This window comes from Pseudomonas farsensis (assembly GCF_014268805.2).
Lineage (GTDB): Bacteria > Pseudomonadota > Gammaproteobacteria > Pseudomonadales > Pseudomonadaceae > Aquipseudomonas > Aquipseudomonas farsensis.
In genome coordinates this window covers 1,371,584-1,395,097 of sequence record NZ_JABWRF020000002.1, presented here as the reverse complement: position 1 = coordinate 1,395,097, position 23,514 = coordinate 1,371,584, and the positions used below count along the sequence as shown (strand labels likewise).

General features: G+C 62.5%; 19 protein-coding genes. 7 read left to right on the top strand and 12 right to left on the bottom strand.

Translation table 11 applies throughout. The features are described from left to right. Positions 1 to 139 precede the first annotated feature (139 nt). Entirely contained in the window at positions 140 to 766 is a 627-nt protein-coding gene (rlmE, locus tag HU719_RS15625; RefSeq protein WP_186521086.1) for a 23S rRNA (uridine(2552)-2'-O)-methyltransferase RlmE, read from the bottom strand. Positions 767 to 867: 101 nt separating this feature from the next. Here rlmE and HU719_RS15620 point away from each other — a divergent pair, with 101 nt between their 5' ends. Further along, positions 868 to 1,176 carry a YhbY family RNA-binding protein gene (locus HU719_RS15620; RefSeq protein ID WP_186521085.1) on the top strand — a complete coding sequence of 103 codons (309 nt, stop codon included), beginning with the start codon at positions 868 to 870 and terminating at the stop codon, positions 1,174 to 1,176. A gap of 38 nt (positions 1,177 to 1,214) precedes the next feature. Here the strand turns inward: HU719_RS15620 and HU719_RS15615 are convergent, their stop codons facing one another. The 8 genes from HU719_RS15615 to grpE form a co-directional block, all read right to left on the bottom strand. Then, the gene (locus HU719_RS15615; protein ID WP_186521084.1) at positions 1,215 to 1,655 is read right to left on the bottom strand and encodes an MFS transporter; all 441 of its coding nucleotides are present in this window, start codon (positions 1,653 to 1,655) and stop codon (positions 1,215 to 1,217) included. Then, complete coding sequence (gene greA / locus HU719_RS15610) at positions 1,633 to 2,115, bottom strand: transcription elongation factor GreA (protein WP_186521083.1); 483 nt, start codon at positions 2,113 to 2,115, stop codon at positions 1,633 to 1,635. Before greA ends, HU719_RS15615 begins: the two co-directional genes overlap by 23 nt. After that, positions 2,112 to 5,333, bottom strand: a complete 3,222-nt coding sequence (gene carB, locus HU719_RS15605) for a carbamoyl-phosphate synthase large subunit (RefSeq protein ID WP_186521082.1) — start codon at positions 5,331 to 5,333, stop codon at positions 2,112 to 2,114. The genes greA and carB overlap by 4 nt, the downstream gene beginning before the upstream one ends. Positions 5,334 to 5,439: 106 nt before the next feature. Next, the gene (carA, locus tag HU719_RS15600) at positions 5,440 to 6,576 is read right to left on the bottom strand and encodes a glutamine-hydrolyzing carbamoyl-phosphate synthase small subunit (protein WP_186521081.1); all 1,137 of its coding nucleotides are present in this window, start codon (positions 6,574 to 6,576) and stop codon (positions 5,440 to 5,442) included. 603 nt (positions 6,577 to 7,179) lie between these two features. Beyond that, positions 7,180 to 7,986, bottom strand: coding sequence for a 4-hydroxy-tetrahydrodipicolinate reductase (gene dapB / locus HU719_RS15595; protein ID WP_186537416.1), 807 nt, complete (start codon positions 7,984 to 7,986; stop codon positions 7,180 to 7,182). Positions 7,987 to 7,999: 13 nt separating this feature from the next. Beyond that, positions 8,000 to 9,127, bottom strand: a complete 1,128-nt coding sequence (gene dnaJ, locus HU719_RS15590; protein WP_186522026.1) for a molecular chaperone DnaJ — start codon at positions 9,125 to 9,127, stop codon at positions 8,000 to 8,002. Between the two features lie 209 nt (positions 9,128 to 9,336). Next, positions 9,337 to 11,262 (bottom strand): molecular chaperone DnaK, encoded by a 1,926-nt coding sequence (gene dnaK / locus HU719_RS15585; protein WP_186537417.1) that lies wholly within the window; start codon positions 11,260 to 11,262, stop codon positions 9,337 to 9,339. Between the two features lie 101 nt (positions 11,263 to 11,363). After that, positions 11,364 to 11,918 carry a nucleotide exchange factor GrpE gene (gene grpE, locus HU719_RS15580; protein WP_186522029.1) on the bottom strand — a complete coding sequence of 185 codons (555 nt, stop codon included), beginning with the start codon at positions 11,916 to 11,918 and terminating at the stop codon, positions 11,364 to 11,366. Positions 11,919 to 12,101: 183 nt separating this feature from the next. Between grpE and recN the strand changes: the two genes are divergently transcribed. Then, positions 12,102 to 13,775: a DNA repair protein RecN gene (recN, locus tag HU719_RS15575; RefSeq protein WP_186537418.1), complete on the top strand. Its 1,674-nt coding sequence runs from the start codon at positions 12,102 to 12,104 to the stop codon at positions 13,773 to 13,775. 211 nt (positions 13,776 to 13,986) lie between these two features. Here recN and fur read toward each other — a convergent pair whose 3' ends face one another. Beyond that, on the bottom strand, positions 13,987 to 14,391 hold the full coding sequence (gene fur, locus HU719_RS15570) for a ferric iron uptake transcriptional regulator (RefSeq protein ID WP_186522036.1): 405 nt from the start codon (positions 14,389 to 14,391) through the stop codon (positions 13,987 to 13,989). Positions 14,392 to 14,488: 97 nt separating this feature from the next. On the opposite strand from fur, the gene HU719_RS15565 reads away from it, so the two are divergent. After that, positions 14,489 to 15,010 carry an outer membrane protein assembly factor BamE gene (locus HU719_RS15565; protein ID WP_186537419.1) on the top strand — a complete coding sequence of 174 codons (522 nt, stop codon included), beginning with the start codon at positions 14,489 to 14,491 and terminating at the stop codon, positions 15,008 to 15,010. A gap of 57 nt (positions 15,011 to 15,067) precedes the next feature. On the opposite strand, the gene HU719_RS15560 is transcribed toward HU719_RS15565, so the two are convergent. Beyond that, positions 15,068 to 15,502: a type II toxin-antitoxin system RatA family toxin gene (locus HU719_RS15560; protein ID WP_186522038.1), complete on the bottom strand. Its 435-nt coding sequence runs from the start codon at positions 15,500 to 15,502 to the stop codon at positions 15,068 to 15,070. 161 nt (positions 15,503 to 15,663) lie between these two features. Between HU719_RS15560 and smpB the strand changes: the two genes are divergently transcribed. After that, positions 15,664 to 16,146 (top strand): SsrA-binding protein SmpB, encoded by a 483-nt coding sequence (gene smpB / locus HU719_RS15555; protein WP_186537420.1) that lies wholly within the window; start codon positions 15,664 to 15,666, stop codon positions 16,144 to 16,146. Positions 16,147 to 16,346: 200 nt separating this feature from the next. Here the strand turns inward: smpB and HU719_RS15550 are convergent, their stop codons facing one another. Next, positions 16,347 to 17,114, bottom strand: a complete 768-nt coding sequence (locus HU719_RS15550; RefSeq protein WP_186522043.1) for an FCD domain-containing protein — start codon at positions 17,112 to 17,114, stop codon at positions 16,347 to 16,349. A gap of 257 nt (positions 17,115 to 17,371) precedes the next feature. Between HU719_RS15550 and HU719_RS15545 the strand changes: the two genes are divergently transcribed. The 3 genes from HU719_RS15545 to HU719_RS15535 all read left to right on the top strand — a co-directional run bounded on the left by HU719_RS15545 (position 17,372) and on the right by HU719_RS15535 (position 23,137). Next, on the top strand, positions 17,372 to 19,042 hold the full coding sequence (locus tag HU719_RS15545; protein WP_186522045.1) for a lactate permease LctP family transporter: 1,671 nt from the start codon (positions 17,372 to 17,374) through the stop codon (positions 19,040 to 19,042). 63 nt (positions 19,043 to 19,105) lie between these two features. Further along, entirely contained in the window at positions 19,106 to 20,251 is a 1,146-nt protein-coding gene (gene lldD / locus HU719_RS15540; RefSeq protein WP_186522053.1) for an FMN-dependent L-lactate dehydrogenase LldD, read from the top strand. A gap of 75 nt (positions 20,252 to 20,326) precedes the next feature. Continuing rightward, complete coding sequence (locus HU719_RS15535) at positions 20,327 to 23,137, top strand: FAD-binding and (Fe-S)-binding domain-containing protein (RefSeq protein ID WP_186536677.1); 2,811 nt, start codon at positions 20,327 to 20,329, stop codon at positions 23,135 to 23,137. Positions 23,138 to 23,514 lie beyond the last annotated feature (377 nt).

Below are 23,514 nucleotides of genomic sequence, written 5' to 3'. Positions count from 1 at the left end.
ATCGCCCTAACTTACTACATTACCTACGCAGCCGCAGGCACCGTCTGTAACCCTTTGTGAAACGAGACTACACGAAGTTCGGACGATCCTGACGCGGTGGCCGATTGGAAATAACTATCGCCCACCGCGCAAAACGCCTTCACGCTCCCTTGAAACCCTTGCCCAACAGGTACTGTTCGCGGGAGCGATCCCGCGACGACGATGGCTTGCGCATTTGCACCTTGTCGAACTTGCTGCGCACGTCCTTCAGGTACACATCGAAACCTTCGCCCTGGAAAATCTTGATCAGGAAATCCCCGCCAGGCTTGAGCACGCGGGTTGCCAGATCCAGGGCCAGCTCACAGAGGAACATCGCCCGCGGCATGTCCACCTCGGGCGTACCACTCATATTGGGGGCCATATCGGAAATCACAAGGTCCACGTGCGAATCGCCTACAGCGTCGAGGATCTGCTGCAGCACTTCGTCCTGGGTGAAGTCGCCCTGGATGAACGTGACATCGGGAATGGAGTCCATTTCCAGAATATCCGAGGCGATCAGACGGCCCTGGCCACCAATCAGACGACTGGTCACCTGCGACCAGCCGCCGGGGGCTGCGCCGAGGTCGATCACACTCATGCCAGGGCGGATCAGGCGGTCCTTTTCCTGGATTTCAAGCAGTTTGTAGCTGGCGCGCGAACGGTAGCCGTCCTTCTGCGCCTGCTTCACGAAAGGGTCGTTAAAATGCTCGCGCAGCCAGTTGGAGCTGCTTTTGGAACGTTGTACCACGGGGCACCTCGATTTATGCGTCGTGTTTGACTGGGCGGAGCCACAGGCCCTCGGGTAAAATGCCCGTCAATTTTACAGAATCAGACGAAAAGGGTCAGATTATGCCGCTCAATAACGAGCAGAAGAAGCAATACAAGTCCATTGGTCATGACCTGAAGCCGGTCCTGATCGTTGCTGGCAACGGCGTCAGCGAAGGCGTTGCTGCCGAACTGGAACGCGCCCTCGCCGATCATGAACTGATCAAGGTCGAGATTCGCTCCGAAGATCGCGAAGAGCGGGCTGCGGCCATCGCCGAGCTGTGCAAGGTTGGCCGTGCGGAGCTGGTGCAGACCATCGGCAAGAAAGCGCTGATCTACCGCAAGAACCCACAGCCGAACAAGCAGCTGTCCAATATCCACCGCTTCAAGTAACAGCAGAATACTGCGCGAGCGCGACATAGCCGCAACGGCTAGGGTCGCGCCCTGACAGGTACGGGCTGGGCCACCAGCACGATGCCAGAGAAGCCCAACACCAGAAAACAGAACATCTGCCAACGCTCACCTACGGAGATACCGTAGCGTAGCGTGTAATAGGCAACGCAGGCAGAAAACCCCAGCAACAGCATCTGGCCGCGAAACTGCCGCCACCAGGCCGCCAGGCCTTCTACCCTCGCCAATACCGCCAACTGCGTCAGCAAGCCGAGCATTGCCACGCCGATCAACCAACGGTCGATCTGCGCAGCAACGTCATGCACCAGTAATGGCGCAAGCCCACTGACCTTGAGCGCGGGCACCAGCCCGACATGGAACACCCAAAGGCCGCCGACCCAGAAAACCTGGGCCAACTGCCAGAGGATACCTTCGAGCGAGGGCGCCCGCAGGCGCCGATCAGATGTGCTGGACTTCGACAATCTCGTACTCGACCGTGCCGCTTGGCGTTTTGATGACGACAACGTCGCCTTCTTCCTTGCCGATGATGGCACGGGCGATCGGCGCGCTTGCCGACAGCTTGCCCTGCTTGATGTTGGCTTCGTCCTCGCCAACGATCTGGTATTTAACCCGCTCGTCGGTTTCGGTGTTGGCCAGCTCGACGGTAGTACCGAAGATCACCTTGCCGGTGTGCGCGATGGTGGTGACGTCAATCACCACCGAGTTCTGCAGACGGCCCTCGATGTCGCGGATACGCGCCTCGACCATACCTTGCTCCTCGCGGGCGGCATGGTATTCGGCGTTTTCCTTGAGGTCGCCCAGCTCACGGGCTTCACCGATTGCCTGGCTCAGGCGCGGGCGCTCGGTCTTGCTCAGGAACAGATGTTCTTCTTCCAGGGCGCGAGCGCCCTGGACGGTCATCGGGTACTTGGTAATGCTCATGCTTTGAGTCCTGCATGCAGATCCTGAAGGCGGCGAACGGTCTTTTCCGGACCGAATTTCAGCGCCTCGCAGATGGCTTCACCGGCCGCAATGGTGGTGGTGCAGTAAATCTTGTGCTGCAGCGCATTGCGACGAATCGAGTAAGAGTCGGCAATCGACTGGCGGCCTTCGGTGGTGTTGATGATCAGCGACACTTCGTCGTTCTTGATCATGTCGACCACGTGCGGGCGACCCTCGGTCACCTTGTTCACACGGCGCACTTTCAGGCCAGCCGCTTCGATTACCTTGGCGGTGCCGGCAGTGGCAACCACTTCGAAGCCCAGGTTGATCAGGTCGCGGGCAACGCCAGCCACTTGCGGCTTGTCGTCGTCACGCACGCTGATGAACGCAGTGCCGCTGGTTGGCAGCACTTCGCTGGCACCCATCTGGGCCTTGGCGAAGGCTTCACCGAAGCTGTCGCCGACGCCCATGACTTCACCGGTGGATTTCATCTCAGGGCCGAGGATCGGGTCAACCCCTGGGAACTTGGCGAACGGGAAGACGGCTTCCTTGACGCTGTAGAAGTTCGGGATGATTTCCTTGGTGAAACCGATTTCTTTCAGGGTTTTGCCGGCCATGACGCGGGCAGCGATCATTGCCAGCGAAGTGCCGATGCACTTGGACACGAACGGCACGGTACGCGAGGCACGCGGGTTGACTTCGATCACGTAGATCTTGTCGCCCTGCAGGGCCAGCTGCACGTTCATCAGGCCGACAACGCCCAGCTCCAGGGCCATTTTCTTGACCTGTTCGCGGACTTCGTCCTGAACATGGGCTGGCAGCGAGTAAGGCGGCAGCGAGCACGCCGAGTCGCCGGAGTGAACGCCGGCCTGCTCGATGTGCTGCATGATTGCGCCGATCACCACGTCAGTACCGTCACACACCGCATCCACGTCCATCTCGATGGCGCAGTTGAGGAAGTGGTCGAGCAGTACTGGGCTGTCGTTGGACACCTGAACCGCTTCACGCAGGTAGCGCTTGAGCTCGTCCAGTTCGTAGACGATCTCCATGGCGCGGCCGCCCAGTACGTACGAGGGGCGAACCACCAGCGGGTAGCCGATGGTGCCGGCAGCGCGGATGGCTTCTTCTTCGCTGCGCACGGTGGCGTTTGGCGGCTGCAGCAGGTTCAGGCGCTGAACCATCTGCTGGAAGCGCTCGCGGTCTTCGGCGCGGTCGATGGCATCCGGGCTGGTACCGATGATCGGCACGCCGGCTTCTTCCAGGGCGCGGGCCAGCTTCAGCGGGGTCTGGCCGCCGTAGTGGACGATCACGCCTTTTGGTTTTTCGACGCGGCACACTTCAAGCACGTCTTCGAGGGTCAGTGGCTCGAAGTACAGGCGGTCGGAGGTGTCGTAGTCGGTGGATACGGTTTCCGGGTTGCAGTTGACCATGATGGTCTCGTACCCGTCTTCACGCAGCGCCAGCGCCGCGTGCACGCAGCAATAGTCGAACTCGATACCCTGGCCGATGCGGTTCGGGCCACCACCGAGGATCATGATCTTGTCGCGGGTCGACGGGTTGGCCTCGCACTCTTCTTCATAGGTGGAGTAGAGGTAGGCGGTGTCGGTGGCGAACTCGGCGGCGCAGGTGTCGACGCGCTTGTACACCGGGAACACTTCGAGCTTGTGGCGGTGGCGGCGCATGCTCTTGTCGGTAATACCGAGCAGCACAGCCAGGCGCTGGTCAGAGAAGCCCTTGCGCTTGAGGCGCAGCATGTAGTCCTTGTCGATAGCCGACAGGGCCAGGGTCTTGACCTTTTCTTCTTCCTTGATCAGATCTTCCATCTGTACCAGGAACCACATGTCGATGCCGGTCAGAGCAAAGATTTCTTCGCACGTCATGCCCGAACGCATGGCGTCGGCGACGTACCAGATACGCTCGGCGCCCGGCACAGTCAGCTCGCGCTTGAGGATGCCGGCAGCTTCGGCGCTGGCCAGGTCGACTTTCGGGTCGAGGCCGCAGGCACCGACTTCGAGGCCGCGCAGGGCTTTCTGCAGCGATTCCTGGAAGGTGCGGCCGATGGCCATGACTTCACCCACAGATTTCATCTGGGTGGTCAGGCGGGCGTCGGCTTTCGGGAATTTCTCGAAGGCGAAACGTGGCAGCTTGGTGACGACGTAGTCGATGGACGGCTCGAAGGACGCCGGGGTACGGCCGCCGGTGATGTCGTTCTGCAGTTCGTCGAGGGTGTAGCCGATAGCCAGCTTGGCAGCGATCTTGGCGATCGGGAAGCCGGTGGCTTTCGATGCCAGGGCGGACGAGCGAGATACCCGTGGGTTCATCTCGATCACGACCATGCGGCCGGTGTCTGGGCAGATGCCGAACTGCACGTTGGAACCGCCGGTTTCGACACCGATTTCACGCAGCACCGCCAGCGAGGCGTTGCGCATGATCTGGTATTCCTTGTCGGTCAGGGTCTGTGCTGGCGCCACGGTGATCGAGTCACCGGTGTGCACGCCCATCGGGTCGAAGTTCTCGATGGAGCAGACGATGATGCAGTTGTCCTTCTTGTCGCGGACCACCTCCATCTCGTATTCCTTCCAGCCGATCAGCGATTCGTCGATCAGCAGCTCTTTGGTCGGCGACAGGTCCAGGCCACGGGTGCAGATTTCTTCGAATTCTTCACGGTTGTAGGCGATGCCGCCACCGGTGCCGCCCATGGTGAAGGACGGGCGGATGATGCATGGGAAGCCAAGCTTCTCGAGGACCGTGTAGGCCTCTTCCATGGTATGGGCGATGCCGGAGCGCGGGCACTCAAGGCCGATGTCTTTCATCGCCTTGTCGAAGCGCGAACGGTCTTCGGCCTTGTCGATGGTGTCGGCGTTGGCGCCGATCATCTCTACGCCGAACTTCTCCAGAACGCCGTGGCGCTCCAGGTCCAGGGCGCAGTTCAGGGCGGTCTGGCCACCCATGGTCGGCAGTACGGCGTCCGGGCGCTCTTTCTCGATGATCTTGGCAACGGACTGCCACTTGATCGGCTCGATGTAGGTGGCGTCGGCCATGGCCGGGTCGGTCATGATGGTGGCCGGGTTGGAGTTCACCAGGATGACGCGGAAACCTTCCTCGCGCAGGGCTTTGCAAGCCTGGGCGCCGGAGTAGTCGAATTCACAGGCCTGGCCGATCACGATCGGGCCAGCGCCGAGAATCAGGATGCTTTTGATGTCTGTACGTTTTGGCATGGTTGTCACTCAAATCCGCGGGTCAGTCGGCAAGCCGTCTTGAACAATCTGGGTCAGGCGCTTCCGGGCGCGGCATCAGCCGGCCCGGGGCCTTGAGGCAAGATGCTCAGCGGCGCTTGGCCATGGCATCGGTGAAACGATCGAACAGTGGCGCGACATCGGTCGGCCCTGGGCTGGCTTCAGGGTGGCCCTGGAAGCTGAACGCGCTCTTGTCGGTGCGCTCGATACCCTGCAGGGTGCCGTCGAACAGCGACTTGTGGATGGCGCGTACGTTGCCCGGCAGCGTGGCTTCGTCAACGGCAAAACCGTGGTTCTGGCTGGTGATCATCACAACGCCGGTATCCAGGTCCTGGACCGGGTGGTTGGCACCGTGGTGGCCATGGCCCATCTTCACGGTCTTGGCGCCGGAGGCCAGGGCCAGCAGCTGGTGGCCAAGGCAGATGCCGAACACCGGGATTTCGGTTTCGAGGATCTCTTTGATCGCCTGGATGGCGTAGTCGCACGGCTCGGGGTCACCAGGGCCGTTGGACAGGAACACGCCGTCCGGATTCAGCGCCAGCACTTCGCTGGCCGGCGTCTGGGCAGGCACCACGGTCACGCGGCAGCCACGGGCGACCAGCATGCGCAGGATGTTCAGCTTGACGCCGAAGTCGAAGGCAACCACGTGGTACGGCAGGTCGGCGGCTTCGCGGGTCGGGTGGCTGTCGGTTTTCAGCTCCCACACGCTGGAACGCCACTCGTAGCGCTCTTTGGTGGAAACCACTTTGGCCAGGTCCATGCCCTTGAGGCCAGGGAAGCCACGGGCGGCGGCGATGGCGGCTTCTTCGCTGATGTTGTCACCGGCGAGGATGCAGCCGTTCTGGGCGCCCTTTTCACGCAGGATACGGGTCAGGCGACGGGTGTCGATGCCAGCGATGGCAACAACGCCGTTGGCCTTGAGGTAGTCAGGCAGCGACTGGGTGTTACGCCAGTTGCTGGCCAGCAGCGGCAGGTCACGGATGACCAGACCGGCAGACCAGACGCGGTCCGACTCGGCGTCTTCCGGCGTGGTGCCGGTGTTGCCGATGTGCGGGTAGGTCAGGGTAACGATTTGCTGGGCGTAGGAAGGGTCTGTAAGGATTTCCTGGTAGCCGGTCATAGCGGTGTTGAATACCACCTCACCAACGGTCTGACCGTCGGCACCGATGGATTCACCGCGAAAAATACTGCCGTCGGCAAGGGCGAGTATGGCTGGCTTTGTCAAGAAGACCTCCCGTAGTTCAAGCATGAAAGGGCGATCGCAGGTTGCAAAAAAGCGGAGTGACGTATGGACACGTCACCCCGCTTTCATGTGCTGAATTCAATTCGCTGCGCGCTTTTAGTGGACACACTAAAGCTGTAGCTTACAGAAAAGTGCTTTTTCGGTCTACCGTATATGTGTCTCTAAAACACATGAATGCGACAGAAGCGCAGGGTTACCTGGTTTTGTACCCGCCTGCCCGGGCCTCATCGCAGGCTGTCGCCAGCCCCCACAGAGCTCGCCCATCCCCATATCGATGCCGTATACGCGGTCAGTGTAGGAGCGGCCTTGTGCCGCGAAAGGGCTGCGAAGCAGCCCCAGGATCTGAGCACCCACCAGAATCGCCGGGGCTGCTTCGCAGCCCTTTCGCGACACAAGGCCGCTCCTACACAATCAAAAGCGACTTGCCCGAAACCATAGAATCTCCCACAGAGATCTGGGCAACACCTCGATATCTCGGTTGTGCGCGGTCTTTGTGGGAGCTGGCGACAGCCTGCGATGAGGCCGGAACAAGCAAGCACAGCACTGCGCCCGGCAACACCGCAGTGAAAGCCAGGCGACTACGGGTCAGTGGAGCTCTAGCACATCCTGCATGTCGTACAGCGCAGGCGCACGCCCATCGAGCCATAGCGCAGCACGCACCGCGCCCTTGGCGAAGGTCATGCGGCTGGAGGCCTTGTGGGTGATCTCGACGCGTTCGCCATCGGCGGCAAACAGCACGGTGTGATCGCCGACCACATCGCCCGCCCGCACCGTGGCAAAGCCGATGGTCTGCCGCTCACGCGCACCGGTCTGCCCTTCGCGGCCATAAACAGCCACTTCGCGCAGATCACGACCCAACGCCTGGGCAACCACCTCACCCATGCGCAGCGCAGTGCCCGACGGCGCATCGACCTTGTGCCGGTGGTGGGCTTCGAGAATCTCGATATCCACATCATCACCCAGCACGCGAGCAGCCGTATCGAGCAGTTTCAGGCACAGGTTCACACCCACACTGAAGTTCGCCGCAAAGACGATCGGGATCTCTTTGCCCGCCTCTTCCAGCAGGTGCTTTTCTTCAGCACTGAAACCGGTCGTACCGATCACCATGGCCTTGCCCGCCTTGCGGCAGAACGCCAGGTTTTTCAGCGTGACCGACGGGTGAGTGAAGTCGATCAGCACATCGAACTCATCAACCACCTTGGCCAGGTCATCGACAATCGGCACGCCGATGCGGCCAAGGCCTGCCAGCTCGCCGGCGTCAGCACCGACCAAGGTGCTGTCGGGGCGGTGGATGGCGGCGGTCAGGCCGGCTTTGGGCGCTTGCTGCTGCACCGCTTCGATCAGCACCTTGCCCATGCGCCCGGCGGCGCCCATCACTGCAATACGTCGCATAGCCTGTTCCTTGTCAGAGATCGCCGAAGAAGCGCTTCACGCCTTCGAACCAGCCACTGGCCTTGGGCGAGTGGGAGCTGTCGCCTTCGAGCGAGTCACGCAGTTCTTCGAGCAGCTCGCGCTGACGGCGGCTGAGGTTGACCGGGGTCTCGACCGCAACGCGGCACAGCAGGTCGCCCGCACCACCACCACGCACCGGCGCCACACCCTTGCCGCGCAGACGGAACTGCTTGCCGGTCTGGGTGCCTTCCGGGATCTTCAACTTCACCCTGCCATCGAGGGTCGGCACTTCCAGCTCGCCGCCCAGGGCCGCGTCGGTGTAGCTGATCGGCACTTCGCAGTACAGATGCTTGCCATCACGCTGGAAGATCGCGTGCTCACGCACACTGATGACCACGTACAGGTCGCCGGTCGGGCCGCCATGGGCACCCGCCTCGCCTTCGCCCGACAGGCGAATGCGGTCACCGGTATCGACGCCAGCTGGCACCTTGACCGACAGCGTCTTGTATTCCTCGACACGGCCTTCGCCGTTGCACGAGCCGCACGGGTCGGTAATGATTTTGCCCTGGCCATGGCAGCGCGGGCAGGTTTGCTGCACCGAGAAGAAGCCCTGCTGCATGCGCACCTGGCCGATACCGCCGCAGGTTGGGCAGGTCGAAGGCGTCGAGCCCTTCTTGGCACCGGAGCCGTCGCACGGCGCGCAGTTGACCAGGGTTGGGACACGAATGCTGACCGTGGTGCCGCGCACGGCTTCTTCGAGGTTCAGCTCAAGGGTGTAGCGCAGGTCGCTGCCGCGCTGGGCACCGCCACGACCACCACCGCGGCCACCGCCGCCGAAGAAGTCGCTGAACACGTCACCGAAGATGTCCGAGAAGTTGGCGCCACCGAAGCCTGCACCGCCGCCGCCCATGCTCTGGTCGACGCCAGCGTGGCCATACTGGTCGTAGGCTGCGCGCTTGCTCGGGTCAGACAGCACTTCATAGGCCTCGGCGGCCTCTTTGAACTTGTCTTCGGATTCTTTATCGCCCGGGTTGCGGTCCGGGTGGAGTTTCATCGCCAGACGGCGATAGGCCTTCTTCAGGTCGTCGGCACCGGCGCCACGCTCGACACCCAGGACCTCATAAAAATCACGCTTGGACATAGGTCATTTGCACTCTTGGGGTGTTTGGCACCTGCGCGCAGCTGTCGCGCCGTGCCGTCAACACCTGCCGCCATACGCGAATGCGCCCAGACAGATGCTGTAAAAATTCTCGTATTCCAGACACGCCAACGCGGGAGCAAGCCCCCGCGCGGCAACATCCTACCAGTTCAGCGGCAATTACCACTGAACTGGCCGACAACATGCAGGGATTACTGCTTGTTGTTGTCTTTCACTTCTTCGAACTCGGCGTCAACCACGTCATCGTGCTTGGCTTCAGGCTCGGCCTGCTGGGCGCCGCCCTGTGGCTGTTCGGCCTGCTGCTCGGCGTACATCTTCTGGGCAACCGGGGCCGAAACCTTGGACAGCTCCTCGACCTTGGACTCGATGGCAGCCTTGTCGTCGCCTTTCAGAGCGGCTTCCAGGGCAACCACGGCCGCTTCGATAGCGGTTTTTTCTTCGGCAGTGGCCTTGTCGCCAGCGTCGGTGACCATCTTGCGGGTCGAGTGCACCAGCGCGTCACCCTGGTTACGGGCAGCGGCCAGCTCTTCGAACTTGCGGTCTTCCTCGGCGTTGGCCTCGGCGTCACGCACCATGCGCTCGATTTCTTCGTCCGACAGGCCCGAGTTGGCCTTGATCACGATCGACTGCGACTTGCCGGTGGCCTTGTCTTTGGCGCTGACGTGCAGGATGCCGTTGGCGTCGATGTCGAAGGTCACTTCGATCTGCGGTACACCGCGTGGCGCTGGCGGGATATCGGCCAGGTCGAACTTGCCCAGCGACTTGTTGCTGGTGGCTTGCTTGCGCTCGCCCTGCAGCACGTGAATGGTCACGGCGCCCTGGTTGTCATCGGCAGTCGAGAACACCTGCGACTTTTTGGTCGGGATGGTGGTGTTTTTCTCGATCAGCGGAGTCATCACGCCGCCCATGGTTTCGATACCCAGGGTCAGCGGGCTGACGTCCAGCAGCAGCACGTCCTTCACGTCACCGGCCAGTACCGCACCCTGGATGGCAGCACCCATGGCCACAGCTTCGTCCGGGTTGACGTCCTTGCGCGCTTCTTTACCGAAGAAGTCGGCAACGGCTTTCTGCACCATCGGCATACGGGTCTGACCACCGACCAGGATCACGTCATCGATCTTGCTGACGTCGATGCCGGCGTCTTTCAGTGCGATGCGGCATGGCTCGATGGTGCGCTGAACCAGGTCTTCGACCAGCGATTCCAGCTTGGCGCGGGAAATCTTCACGTTCAGGTGCTTGGGACCTGTGGCATCTGCGGTGATGTACGGCAGGTTGACGTCGGTCGACTGGGCCGAGGACAGCTCGATCTTGGCTTTTTCAGCGGCCTCTTTCAGGCGCTGCAGGGCCAGCGGATCGTTCTTCAGGTCCATGCCGGACTCTTTCTTGAACTCGTCCACGAGGTAGTCGATCAGGCGCATGTCGAAGTCTTCGCCACCCAGGAAGGTGTCGCCGTTGGTAGCCAGTACTTCGAACTGGTGCTCACCGTCGACTTCGGCGATTTCGATCACGGACACGTCGAAGGTACCGCCACCCAGGTCATAAACGATGACAGTGTGGTCGCCCTTGGCTTTGTCCATGCCGTACGCCAGTGCAGCGGCGGTCGGCTCGTTGATGATGCGCTTGACGTCCAGGCCCGCGATGCGGCCGGCGTCTTTGGTCGCCTGACGCTGGCTGTCGTTGAAGTAGGCCGGCACGGTGATGACCGCTTCGGTCACGGGCTCGCCGAGGTAATCTTCGGCGGTTTTCTTCATTTTTTTCAGGACTTCGGCGCTGATTTGCGGCGGAGCCATTTTCTGGCCGTTGACCTCAACCCAGGCGTCACCGTTGTCAGCCTTGGCGATCTTGTACGGCACCATCTGGATGTCTTTCTGCACGACCTGCTCTTCGAAGCGGCGGCCGATCAGGCGCTTTACCGCGAACAGGGTGTTGTGCGGGTTGGTCACAGCCTGGCGCTTGGCCGACTGACCTACCAGGATTTCGCCATCGTTGGCGTAGGCCACGATCGAAGGCGTGGTACGCGCGCCTTCGGCGTTCTCGATGACTTTGACGTTACCGTTTTCGAGGATGGAAACGCACGAGTTGGTGGTCCCCAGGTCGATACCGATGATTCTGCCCATGTTGATTCTCCCGAAACTTGAATTAGGTGGCAGCGGCTACAGTGGCCAACTGCGGTAATACTTGAGTGCTTGACACCTAGATGGGGGTGCCCGGAAAGATTTCAAGCCTTCTCGTTGATCGAAGGCTGCGCTGCGGCCGGCGCCTTGCTGACCACCACCATGGCGGGGCGCAGCAGGCGGCCATTGAGCAGGTAGCCCTTCTGGAACACATTCAGCACGCTGTTCGGCTCTACGTCGGCGCTTTCCTGCATGGCCATCGCCTGGTGGTGCTCGGCGTTGAACGGCTGGCCGTGCGGGTCGATGGCTTCGAGGTTGTAGCGCTTGAGGGTGTCCTGGAACATCTTCAGGGTCAGTTCGACACCTTCGCGGATCTTCTTGACGTGCTCGTCATCGGCGCTGGAGTGAGCCAGTGCCAGTTCCAGGCTGTCGATCACCGGCAGCAGGTCGCTGGAAAACTTCTCCAGGGCGAACTTGTGTGCCTTCTCGACATCCTGTTCAGCGCGGCGACGCACGTTCTGCAGGTCAGCCACGGCGCGCAGGGACTGGTCCTTGGCGGCCGCCAGCTGCTCCTCGAGCTCAAGGACGCGGGTATCTGCAGACGCTGCACCGGCTTCTTCGGGATTAAGGTTCTTCTCATCCAGCTGTTCGTCAGCCATAAGGTTTCTCCTGCGCAATTTGCCTTGGGCGAGCCAGGCTCACCATGTCTTGCCGGCTATATGGGGTCAGAAAAACCAGCTTCAAGGGGCAATGTGCTTTTCTGCATTCGCCAGACGGGCATTGTCAGCAGGCGCAAAACCACTGTATAAATAACCAGACCTCAGCTTTCGGGAGCCGCCCTCATGCTGCTGCACCTGTCCATTCACAACTACGCCATCGTCGAACACCTCGACCTCGAACTCGCCCGCGGCATGTCCGTGATCACCGGCGAAACCGGCGCAGGCAAATCGATCATGCTCGACGCCCTGGGCCTGGCCCTTGGCGACCGCGCCGACAGCGGCGTGGTGCGCCCCGGTGCAGACAAGGCAGACATCCTCGCCACCTTCGACCTGGGCGACATCCCCGAAGCGCACACATGGCTGGCCGAGCGCGACCTCGAAAGCGACGGCCCGTGCATCCTGCGCCGGGTCATCACCGCCGAGGGCCGCAGCCGTGGCTATATCAACGGTACGCCGTGCCCGCTGGCCGACCTCAAGGCCCTGGGCGAGCTGCTGATCGACATCCACAGCCAGCACGAACACCAGTCGCTGCTCAAAACCGACACCCACCGCCGCCTGCTCGACGAGTACGCCGGCGCCATCGACCTGGCCCGCCAGGTGCAACTGGCTGCCAAACGCTGGAACCAGACCCGCCTCGAACGCGACCGTCTGAGCAATTCCGGTGATGAGCAGCGCGCCCGCCACCAACTGCTCAGCTATCAGCTCGAAGAGCTGGACAACCTGGGCCTTGGCGAAAACGAGCTGGAGCAACTGGAGCAGGAGCACAAGAACCTGACCAACGCCGAGGCGCTGTTCGGCATCTGCCGCCAGGTCATCGACCAGTGCAGCGAAAGCGACTCGGGCAACGTGCTCAGCGCCCTGACCGTCAGCCTTAACCGCCTGACCGCCGTCACCAACTCGCCCAAGGCCCTGAGCGAAGCCGTGACGCTGATCGCCAGCGCGCAAATCCAGGTAGAAGAAGCCGTCGGCGAGCTCAATCGCTTCCTCGACCACTTCGATGCCGACCCACTGCGCCTGCAGGCACTCGAAGAGCGGCTAGACACCATCTACACCCTGGCCCGCAAACACCGCGTGCACCCCACCGAGCTGCCGCACCTGCAGCAGCGCCTGATGGAAGAAATAGAAGGCCTCAACGCCTGCGATGAATCCATCGAACGCCTCGACGAAGAGCTGGCTGCTTATGCCCAGCACTATAAAGAGAAGGCAGGCGAGCTGAGCGCACTGCGCCAACAGGCTGCCAAGCAGTTGGCCGGCGCCGTCGAGCAGGAGATCCAGCGCCTGGGCATGCCGGGCGGGCGCTTCTGCATCGAGCTGACAGCGTTCGAGCACAACGACCTGTCGCCCCATGGCCTGGAGCAGATTGAACTGCTGGTCAGCGCCAACCCCGGGCAACCGCTCAAGGCATTGGCCAAGGTAGCATCGGGCGGCGAGCTGTCGCGGATCAGCCTCGCGATCCAGGTGATTACTGCACAGACCTCACGCATCCCTACCCTGGTGTTCGACGAAGTGGACGTAGGCATCGGCGGCCCGACTGCCGAAATCGTCGGCCAGTTGCTACGCCGACTTGGCGAGCGCGGCCAGGTGCTGACCGTGACCCACTTGCCGCAAGTGGCGGCGCAGGGGCATCACCACTTGTTCGTGCACAAGGTGCGCAACAGCGACACGACTCACACCGCCGTTACCAGCCTGGGCAAACGTGAGCGGGTGGAGGAAGTGGCGCGGATGCTGGGTGGTATCGACCTGACCAAGGAGTCCTTGGCCCACGCGCGCAAGATGGTCGTAACCACCAAGGCCTAACCAAACGCACCCGCGTGTAGGAGCGGCCTTGTGTCGCGAAAGGGCCGCAAAGCGGCCCCAAGATTCAAGCGTACAAGCAACAATCGCCGGGGCCGCTTCGCAGCCCTTTCGCGACACAAGGCCGCTCCTACAGGGCGTAGCTTGAACGGGCCAGCAAAAAGCACAAAGGCGACCCTAGGGTCGCCTTTGTCATTCATATCGAGCGTAATCGTTACTTCTTTTTACGCACATAGAGGACCAGATTGTGGTCCACCAGCTCGAAGCCGTGCTCGGTTACGATCTCTTTCTGGCGCCGCTCAATCTCGGCATCCATGAACTCGATGACCTCGCCGCTCTCCACGTCGACCATGTGGTCGTGGTGGCCGCCGTCAGCCAGCTCGAACACCGCATGGCCGCCGTCGAAGTTGTGGCGAACCACCAGGCCCGCCGCCTCGAACTGGGTCAGGACGCGATACACGGTCGCCAGGCCCACGTCCTCGCCAGCCTCCATCAGTGCCTTGTAGACATCCTCGGCACTCATGTGACGCTGCTCGGTAGAGTCGAGCATCTGAAGAATCTTGACTCGAGGCAGGGTCACCTTGAGGCCGGCTTTGCGTAATTCGCTATTTTCAACCATGGTCAGCTTTCTCGCCGATGCTGCTTCGCAGCTTCTCTTAATACGGGTATGATCGGGGTTTACGTTGTCCAGCCAAGATAGTGGAAGTCGCCCACCGATGCAAAACACCAAGCTCTTGCTAACCAGCCTCACCCTAGTGGGACTGCTCGCACTCGCCGGTTGCTCGTTTCCCGGGGTTTACAAAATCGACATCCAGCAGGGCAATGTCGTCACGCAGGACATGATAGACCAATTGCGTCCGGGAATGACCCGACGGCAAGTAAGGTTTATCATGGGCAACCCCCTGCTCCAGGACACCTTCAACACCAATCGCTGGGATTATCTCTACAGCCTGCAGCCTGGCGGCGGTCAGCGCCAGCAAGAGCGCATGAGCATTTTCTTCAACGACAGCGACCAACTGGTCAACCTGGCAGGCGACTTCATGCCAGGCGTCAGCCGCGACCAGGAAATCCTCGGTGGCAGCGGCGACACCAGCGTCAGCCCGGCGCAACAGCCTGGCCAGCCAGCCGAGCAACCGGCCAAGGCAGGTTCGCTGGAAGACTCGATCCAGAAAGAGATCGACACCATCGAAACCACCCCAGTGCCAACCCCCGCCCCGCTGGAAACCTCGCCGCAATAAATTGCAGGCGCAGACAAAAAAGCCCGGACACTGTCCGGGCTTTTTTATTTCAGCGCTTCAGCCGTAGAGTTGCTTGGCTCGCTGGCAGAACGCATCGACCATGGTGTTGGCCGCCTGGTTGAACAGCGGCCCAAGCGTTGCCCGCACCAGGGCGCCGGCATAGTCGAACGACAGGTCCAGGCTGATCTTGCAGGCCTTGTCGCCCAGCGGCTTGAACACCCACACGCCATGCAGTTGCGAGAACGGCCCCTCTTCCAGGTTCATCTCGATGGATTGCCCCGGCACCAGCACATTGCGGGTAACGAACTGCTGGCTCATGCCCCCTTTGGCCACTTCAAGCTTGGCACGCATGTGCGTCTCACCGGCCTCAAGCACTGTGGAAGCCGAGCACCAGGGCAAAAATTCGGGGTAGCTGGCCACGTCATTGACCAGGTCGTACAGCGCCTGGGCGGGGTATGGCAGCAGGGCCGAGCGTTGAATATGGGTAGTCATCCAGGCGTCACTTCCAAACGGGGCGGCGGCGCTTCACAGCACCTCGAAAACGGTTCTGAGCAACAGAACAAGGCCTGTATTGTCCGGGATTCGCCCTACAGGCTCAAGCACACCTAAAGGCCGTAGCCGAGGACGCAGTGACTGCCTATAATGCGGCCCCTATGGCTAAGCAAAAGAAACATCCGACCGGGACCATCGCGCAGAACAAAAAAGCGCGACACGACTACTTCATCGAACACAAGTTCGAGGCCGGGCTGGTCCTGTCCGGTTGGGAAGTAAAGAGCCTGCGGGCCGGCAAGGCACACCTGACCGACAGTTATGTACTGCTGAAGGATGGTGAAGCCTGGCTGTTCGGCAGCCATATCACCCCGCTGACCACCGCCAGCACACACGTCATCGCCGACCCCATCCGTAGCCGCAAGCTGCTGCTGAACAAGCGCGAGCTTGAACGCATTGAAGCGGCCGTGGCGCAGAAGGGTTACACGTGCGTGGCGATGTCGCTGTTCTGGAGCAAGTACCTGATCAAGTGCGAAATTGCACTGGGCAAGGGCAAGAAGGAGTTCGACAAGCGCGACACCGTGCGCGAACGCGACTCCAACCGCGAGCTGCAGCGCACCATGCGCAACAAGGGCAAGGAAGAGTAACTTCCCGCACGGCGCATACCCTTGTGGGAGATCACCCAGCCCTTCCGGGCTGCGCTGTCGCGCAGAGAACTGGGCACCGTGGGAGCGGGCTTGCCCCGCGATACCGGCGTCGCCGGTGCCATCCATCGCGGGGCAAGCCCGCTCCCACAAGAAGCAAAGCACTGCGCCCTCTGAAGCACATCAACACACCTCAACGCGCTTCAGTGCCCGCTACGCCGCTCCGAGCGCGCCACGCGCTGCGCCTCTTGCTGCGCTTCCTGCAGCACTTCCTGCACATACAGAATGTGCCGGCTGGACACTTCCCTCGCCTCGTCGGCTCGCCCCTGCACAATCGCCTCGTACAACTCGCGGTGCTGGCTGATCAGCATGTCGCGCGTTTCTGTACGCTGGCGGTACATCCCACCAATGTTGGTCACCACGTTGCGCTTGAGCAGGTCGAACAACCCGCGGATGGTATGCAACAGCACCGCGTTATGGCTGGCCTCGGCAATCGCCAGGTGAAAACTCGCATCGGCGACGCCCTCCTCCGCCCGGCTGACTTCATCAGCGCGGTTGTAGCAGTCCTGCAGTGCATCAAACGCCACCTTCAGCCGCTCACGGTCCGCCGCCGTAGCACGCTGGGCCGCGTAATAGGCGCATGACGCCTCAAGCGTATGGCGAAACTCCAGCAAGTCACGCTGCGCCTCGGGGCTGCCTTCGAGCAACTTCAGCAGCGGGTCACTGAAGGTCGAACCCAGCGCCTCAGCCACATAGTTGCCGCCGCCCTGACGGCTGACCAGCAGCCCCTTGGCCACCAGCTTCTGGATGGCCTCGCGCAGCGACGGGCGCGACACACCAAACTGCTCGGCCAAGGTGCGCTCGGCCGGCAGGCGCTGGCCCGAAGTCAGCGTGCCTTCCAGAATCATCCCTTCCAACCGATCGACAATGTCGTCGGACAGGCGCCGTTGGCGGACCTGATCAAAAACCATCACATGCTCTCCACAAACCCCGGAAGTACTGAGCCGGGGGCGCCTATTCTGCGCCTAACCGGCCAGCACCGACACCATCAGATGGCGAAATTCATCCGCCATCAGATGCCCGCCCATCGGCCTACGACCAAAGTTTCTAACGAGACAAATTGACACACCCATCGGCAGGCTTTTAACCTAGCGACCAGCCATTGTAAATTGGTCTTACCAATTATCCAATGCCAGTGCTGACCAACAACAATTAGGGGCCACCCCATATGCAAACCTGGCAACAACTCTATTCCCCACTCGGTAGCCTCGGCCTGTCCGCACTGGCGGCGGTCGTGCCCATCGTGTTCTTCTTCCTTGCCCTCGCCGTGTTCCGCCTCAAAGGCCACGTCGCCGGCAGCATTACCTTGGGCCTTTCGATCCTGGTGGCGATCTTTGCCTTCCAGATGCCGGTGGACATGGCCCTGGCTGCAGCAGGCTATGGCTTCCTCTACGGCCTGTGGCCCATTGCCTGGATCATCGTTGCCGCGGTGTTCCTCTACAAACTCACCGTCAAAAGCGGCCAGTTCGAAGTCATCCGCAGCTCTGTGCTGTCGATCACCGACGACCAGCGCCTGCAAGTGCTGCTGATCGGCTTCTGCTTCGGTGCCTTCCTTGAAGGCGCAGCCGGCTTCGGCGCCCCCGTGGCCATCACCGCCGCGCTGCTGGTGGGCCTGGGCTTCAACCCACTGTACGCCGCCGGCCTGTGCCTGATCGCCAACACCGCACCGGTGGCCTTCGGCGCGCTGGGCATCCCGATCATCGTGGCCGGCCAGGTCACCGGCATCGACGCCTTCCACATCGGCGCCATGACCGGCCGCCAGCTGCCGCTGCTGTCGTTGTTCGTGCCGTTCTGGCTGGTGTTCATGATGGACGGCCTGCGCGGCGTCAAAGAAACCTGGCCCGCCGCCCTGGTGGCCGGCCTGAGCTTCGCCGTCACCCAGTACTTCACCTCCAACTTCATCGGCCCAGAGCTGCCCGACATCACCTCGGCACTGGCCAGCCTGATCTGCCTGACCTTGTTCCTGAAAGTCTGGCAGCCCAAGCGTTCGTTCGCCGAAGCCAAAGGCAGCGTTGGCGCCGCCGTGGTGCAACCTAGCGGCAGCCAGCCGACCCCGTACAGCCTGGGCGAAATCTTCAAAGCCTGGTCGCCGTTCTTGATCCTCACTGTGCTGGTGACCATCTGGACGCTCAAGCCCTTCAAGGCCGCGTTCGCCCCAGGCGGCGCGATGTACAACTTCGTGTTCAACTTCGCCATCCCGCACCTTGACCAACTGGTGATCAAGACCGCACCGATCGTCGCCGCCCCCACCGCCATGCCGGCCGTGTTCAAGCTCGACCCGATCTCGGCCACCGGTACTGCCATTTTCCTTTCGGCACTGATCTCGATGCTGGTGCTGAAGATCAACTTCAAAACTGGTCTGACCACTTTGAAAGAGACCTTCTGGGAACTGCGCTGGCCGATCCTGTCGATTGGCATGGTGCTGGCCTTCGCCTTCGTCACCAACTACTCGGGCATGTCCTCGACCATGGCCCTGGTGCTGGCCGGCACTGGCGCTGCGTTCCCGTTCTTCTCGCCGTTCCTCGGCTGGCTGGGCGTGTTCCTGACCGGCTCGGACACCTCGTCCAACGCCCTGTTCGGTTCGCTGCAAGCCACCACCGCGCACCAGATCGGCGTCAGCGACACCCTGCTGGTTGCCGCCAACACCAGCGGCGGCGTAACCGGCAAGATGATCTCGCCGCAGTCCATTGCCGTGGCCTGCGCCGCCACCGGCCTGGTCGGCAAGGAATCGGACCTGTTCCGCTTCACGGTCAAGCACAGCCTGTTCTTCGCCACCATCGTTGGCGTGATCACGCTGGTGCAGGCTTACTGGCTGACCGGCATGCTGGTTCATCACTAAAGTGAAAGGGGCCGGGCGCCGTTGCGCGCCCGGCAACACCTCCAACCCACGCTGCGAGAATCCATGATTATTTCCGCCTCCACCGACTATCGCGCCGCGGCCCAACGCAAGCTGCCCCCTTTCCTGTTCCACTACGCCGACGGCGGCGCCTACGCCGAACACACCCTGCGCCACAACGTTTCCGACCTTGCCAGCATCGCCCTGCGTCAGCGCGTGCTGAAAAACATGTCGGAACTGAGCCTTGAGACGCGGCTGTTCGACGAAACCCTGAGCATGCCCGTGGCCCTCGCCCCGGTCGGCCTGACCGGCATGTACGCCCGCCGCGGCGAAGTGCAGGCCGCCCGCGCCGCCGCCGAGCACGGCATCCCGTTCACCATGTCGACGGTGTCGGTGTGCCCGATTGAAGAGGTCGCGCCGGCCATCAACCGGCCGATGTGGTTCCAGCTGTACGTGCTCAAAGACCGCGGCTTCATGCGCAACGCCCTGGAGCGCGCCAAGGCCGCCGGCGTGAAAACCCTGGTGTTCACTGTCGACATGCCCGTGCCCGGCGCCCGCTACCGCGACGCCCACTCCGGCATGAGCGGCGCCAACGGCCCGCTGCGCCGCATGCTGCAAGCCATGACCCACCCCGAATGGGCCTGGGACGTCGGCGTGATGGGCCGCCCGCACGACCTGGGCAACATCTCCAAATACCGGGGCAACCCCACGGGCCTGGCCGACTACATCGGCTGGCTGGGGGCCAACTTCGACCCGTCGATTTCGTGGAAAGACCTTGAGTGGATCCGCGAATTCTGGGACGGCCCGATGATCATCAAAGGCATCCTCGATGCCGACGACGCCCGCGATGCGGTCAAGTTCGGCGCCGACGGCATCGTCGTCTCCAACCACGGCGGCCGCCAGCTCGACGGCGTGCTGTCCAGCGCCCGTGCGCTGCCAGCCATTGCCGATGCGGTCAAAGGCGACATCAAGATCCTCGCCGACTCCGGTATCCGCAGCGGCCTGGACGTGGTGCGCATGATCGCCATGGGCGCCGACACCGTGCTTATCGGCCGCGCCTTCCTTTATGCACTGGCGGTCCACGGCCAGGCCGGCGTGAAAAACCTGCTGGAGCTGTTCGAGAAAGAAATGCGCGTGGCCATGGTGCTGACCGGCGCCAAGTCCATCAGCGAGATCACCCGCGACTCGCTGGTCCGCGAACTGGGCGCCTGAGCGCCCGCCCCCGATTCCGCCTGAATGACCGGGGCACGCCGCGCGCCAGACGCGGTGGCCCCGCGAGGAGACTGCATGAGCCTGCCCGCCGCGTTCCTGCGTGACGCCGAGCGCCTGATCCCCGCCGAACGCCGCTTCGACGACCCCACCTCGACCCTGGCCTTCGGCACCGATGCCAGCTTCTACCGGCTGATCCCCAAGCTGGTGGTGCGCGTCGAATCCGAGGACGAAGTGGTCGCGCTGATCCAACTGGCCCAGCGCGAGCGCGTGCCGGTGACCTTCCGCGCCGCCGGTACCAGTTTGTCCGGCCAGGCCATCAGTGATTCGGTGCTGATCGTGCTCGGTGACAACTGGAACGGCCGAGAGATACGCGGCCAGGGCGAACAGATCCGCCTGCAGCCCGGCGTCATCGGCGCCCAGGCCAACGCCTGGCTGGCCCCGTACGGGCGCAAGATCGGCCCCGACCCCGCCTCGATCAATGCCTGCAAGATCGGCGGCATCGTCGCCAACAACGCCAGCGGCATGTGTTGCGGCACCGCGCAGAACACCTACCACACCCTCGCCGGCCTGCGCCTGGTGCTGGCCGACGGCACCCGCCTGGACAGCGAAGACCCCGCCAGCGTCGCCGCCTTCGAACACAGCCACGCCAGCCTGCTCGAAGCCCTTGCCCGCTTGGGCCGCGAAACCCGCGCCAACACCGAGCTGGCCGACCGAATTCGCCACAAGTACCGGCTGAAAAACACCACCGGTCTGTCGCTTAATGCCCTGGTGGACTACGACCAGCCGCTGGACATCCTGCAGCACCTGCTGGTTGGGTCTGAAGGCACGCTGGGCTTTATCAGCGCCGTCACCTACAACACCGTGCCCGACCACCCGCACAAGGCCAGCGCCTTGCTGGTCTTCCCCAGCGTCGAAAGCTGCTGCCGCGCCGTCCCCGTGCTCAAACGCCAGCCCGTGTCCGCTGTAGAACTGCTGGACCGGCGCAGCATGCGCTCGGTGCAGGACATGCCCGGCATGCCGCTGTGGGTAAAAGGGCTGTCAGACAACGCCTGCGCGCTGCTGATCGAGTCCCGCGCCGCCAGCCAGAGCCTGCTGCACGAGCAACTGCAGCAGATCATGGCCTCCATTGCCGATTACCCCCTGGAGCAAAAAGTCGAGTTCAGCGAAGACCCCGCGGTGTACAACCAGCTGTGGAAAATCCGCAAGGACACCTTCCCCGCGGTCGGCGCCGTGCGCCAGACCGGCACCACCGTCATCATCGAAGACGTCACCTTCCCGGTGGAACAACTGGCCGAAGGCGTCAACCGCCTGATCCAGTTGTTCGACAAGCACCACTACGACGAAGCGATCATTTTTGGCCACGCGCTGGAAGGCAACCTGCACTTCGTCTTCACCCAAGGCTTCAACAGCCCCGCAGAAATCGCCCGTTACCAAGCCTTCATGGACGACGTCGCGCAACTGGTGGCAGTCGAATTCGGCGGCTCGCTCAAAGCCGAGCACGGCACCGGCCGCAACATGGCGCCGTTCGTCGAGCTTGAGTGGGGCAAAGACGCCTACCAACTGATGTGGTCGCTCAAACGCATGCTTGACCCCAACGGCATCCTCAACCCCGACGTGGTGCTGAGTGAAGACCCCGATATCCATCTGAAAAATCTGAAACCGCTGCCAGCTGCGGACGAAATCGTCGACAAGTGCATCGAATGCGGCTTCTGCGAACCGGTGTGCCCCTCCAAGGGCCTGACCCTCAGCCCCCGCCAGCGCATCGTGATGTGGCGCGACATCCAGGCCAAGACCCGCGCCGGCATCGACACCCGCGAGCTGCTGCAAACCTACCAGTACCAAGGCATCGACACCTGCGCCGCCACCGGCCTGTGCGCCCAGCGCTGCCCGGTGGGCATCAACACCGGGGAACTGGTGAAGAAGCTGCGCAGCCAGGCCGCCGCGCACCTCAAGACCGCCGACTGGCTGGCCGAACACTTCCACACCACCCTGCGCGGCGCCCGCCTGACCCTGGCCGCCGCCAACAGCGCGCGCAAACTGCTCGGCGCGCCGCGCATGGCCCGCCTCAGCGCCACCCTGAACAAAGCCAGCAACGGCCGCCTGCCGCAGTGGACCCCGGCCATGCCGCAGCCACTCAAGCCCATCGCCTTCGGCCCGGCCAGCCACGACGCCCGCCCTCGCGTGGTCTACCTGGCCGCCTGCGTATCGCGAGTAATGGGCCCGGCCTACGCCGACCGCGAGCAAAGCTCGCTGCTCGACAAAACCCGCGCCCTGCTGGAAAAAGCCGGTTACCAAGTCATCTTCCCCGACAACGCCGACAGCCTGTGCTGCGGCCAGCCGTTCGCCTCCAAGGGTTACCCCGAGCAGGCCGAGCACAAGCGCCAGGAGCTGATCAACGCCCTGCTGCACGCCAGCCGCGGCGGCCTCGACCCGATCTACTGCGACACCAGCCCCTGCACCCTGCGCTTGGTGCAAGACCTCGGCGAAACCCGCCTCGACCTGTACGACCCGGTGCGCTTCATCCGCACCCACCTGGTCGAGCGCCTGGAGTTCCACCCCCAGGACGAGCCCGTGGCCGTGCACGTCACCTGCAGCACCCAACACCTGGGCGAAAGCCAGGCCCTGATCGACCTGGCGCGGCGCTGCAGCAAACAGGTGGTCATCCCCGAAGGCATTCATTGCTGCGGTTTTGCCGGCGACAAAGGCTTCACCACGCCCGAGCTGAATGCGCATTCGCTGCGCACGCTGAAGGACGCCGTGCAGTATTGCAGCGAAGGCATTTCGACCAGCCGCACCTGCGAGATTGGCCTGTCGAGCCACAGCGGCATCGACTATCACGGCCTGGTGTACCTCGTGGACCGAGTCACCCGCGCAAGAAGCATCTAACCATAGCCCCCCCTGTGGGAGCGGCCTTGCGCCGCGAAAGGCCCGCAAAGCGGGCCCGGCAATCCCGCTTGGTGGGCAACACCCGCCCACAGCATCAACAACGCAAGCGGGCCCATAAACTGTGGGAGCTGGCGCCAGCCTGCGATAGGGCCCCCACAGGCCAACCCTGTAGGACATGTCCTAACTTGATACCAAATGCTTCTGCCAATCAGTCTTCGGACCTATCCTACGCAACTGTCGGAAGCCGCCGCGTTGTTCAGAAAGCACCTCAGGGATAACTTCACCGGGTCGCCACATTTGGTGACCAGGTGTGAGAATCCTGAAGCTTAAGAAATTCGCGTTTGCTCTATGGCAGCCGTGTGCGGGCAGACTTCGGT

Excerpts from the sequence above, each read along its gene's own strand:
- HU719_RS15620 (WP_186521085.1), top strand. The coding sequence starts at position 868 with ATGCCGCTCAATAACGAGCAGAAGAAGCAATACAAGTCCATTGGTCAT.
- greA (WP_186521083.1), bottom strand. The coding sequence starts at position 2,115 with ATGAGCATTACCAAGTACCCGATGACCGTCCAGGGCGCTCGCGCCCTG.
- carB (WP_186521082.1), bottom strand. The coding sequence starts at position 5,333 with ATGCCAAAACGTACAGACATCAAAAGCATCCTGATTCTCGGCGCTGGC.
- dapB (WP_186537416.1), bottom strand. The coding sequence starts at position 7,986 with ATGCGACGTATTGCAGTGATGGGCGCCGCCGGGCGCATGGGCAAGGTG.
- dnaJ (WP_186522026.1), bottom strand. The coding sequence starts at position 9,127 with ATGTCCAAGCGTGATTTTTATGAGGTCCTGGGTGTCGAGCGTGGCGCC.
- dnaK (WP_186537417.1), bottom strand. The coding sequence starts at position 11,262 with ATGGGCAGAATCATCGGTATCGACCTGGGGACCACCAACTCGTGCGTT.
- grpE (WP_186522029.1), bottom strand. The coding sequence starts at position 11,918 with ATGGCTGACGAACAGCTGGATGAGAAGAACCTTAATCCCGAAGAAGCC.
- recN (WP_186537418.1), top strand. The coding sequence starts at position 12,102 with ATGCTGCTGCACCTGTCCATTCACAACTACGCCATCGTCGAACACCTC.
- fur (WP_186522036.1), bottom strand. The coding sequence starts at position 14,391 with ATGGTTGAAAATAGCGAATTACGCAAAGCCGGCCTCAAGGTGACCCTG.
- HU719_RS15565 (WP_186537419.1), top strand. The coding sequence starts at position 14,489 with ATGCAAAACACCAAGCTCTTGCTAACCAGCCTCACCCTAGTGGGACTG.
- HU719_RS15560 (WP_186522038.1), bottom strand. The coding sequence starts at position 15,502 with ATGACTACCCATATTCAACGCTCGGCCCTGCTGCCATACCCCGCCCAG.
- smpB (WP_186537420.1), top strand. The coding sequence starts at position 15,664 with ATGGCTAAGCAAAAGAAACATCCGACCGGGACCATCGCGCAGAACAAA.
- HU719_RS15550 (WP_186522043.1), bottom strand. The coding sequence starts at position 17,114 with ATGGTTTTTGATCAGGTCCGCCAACGGCGCCTGTCCGACGACATTGTC.
- HU719_RS15545 (WP_186522045.1), top strand. The coding sequence starts at position 17,372 with ATGCAAACCTGGCAACAACTCTATTCCCCACTCGGTAGCCTCGGCCTG.
- lldD (WP_186522053.1), top strand. The coding sequence starts at position 19,106 with ATGATTATTTCCGCCTCCACCGACTATCGCGCCGCGGCCCAACGCAAG.
- HU719_RS15535 (WP_186536677.1), top strand. The coding sequence starts at position 20,327 with ATGAGCCTGCCCGCCGCGTTCCTGCGTGACGCCGAGCGCCTGATCCCC.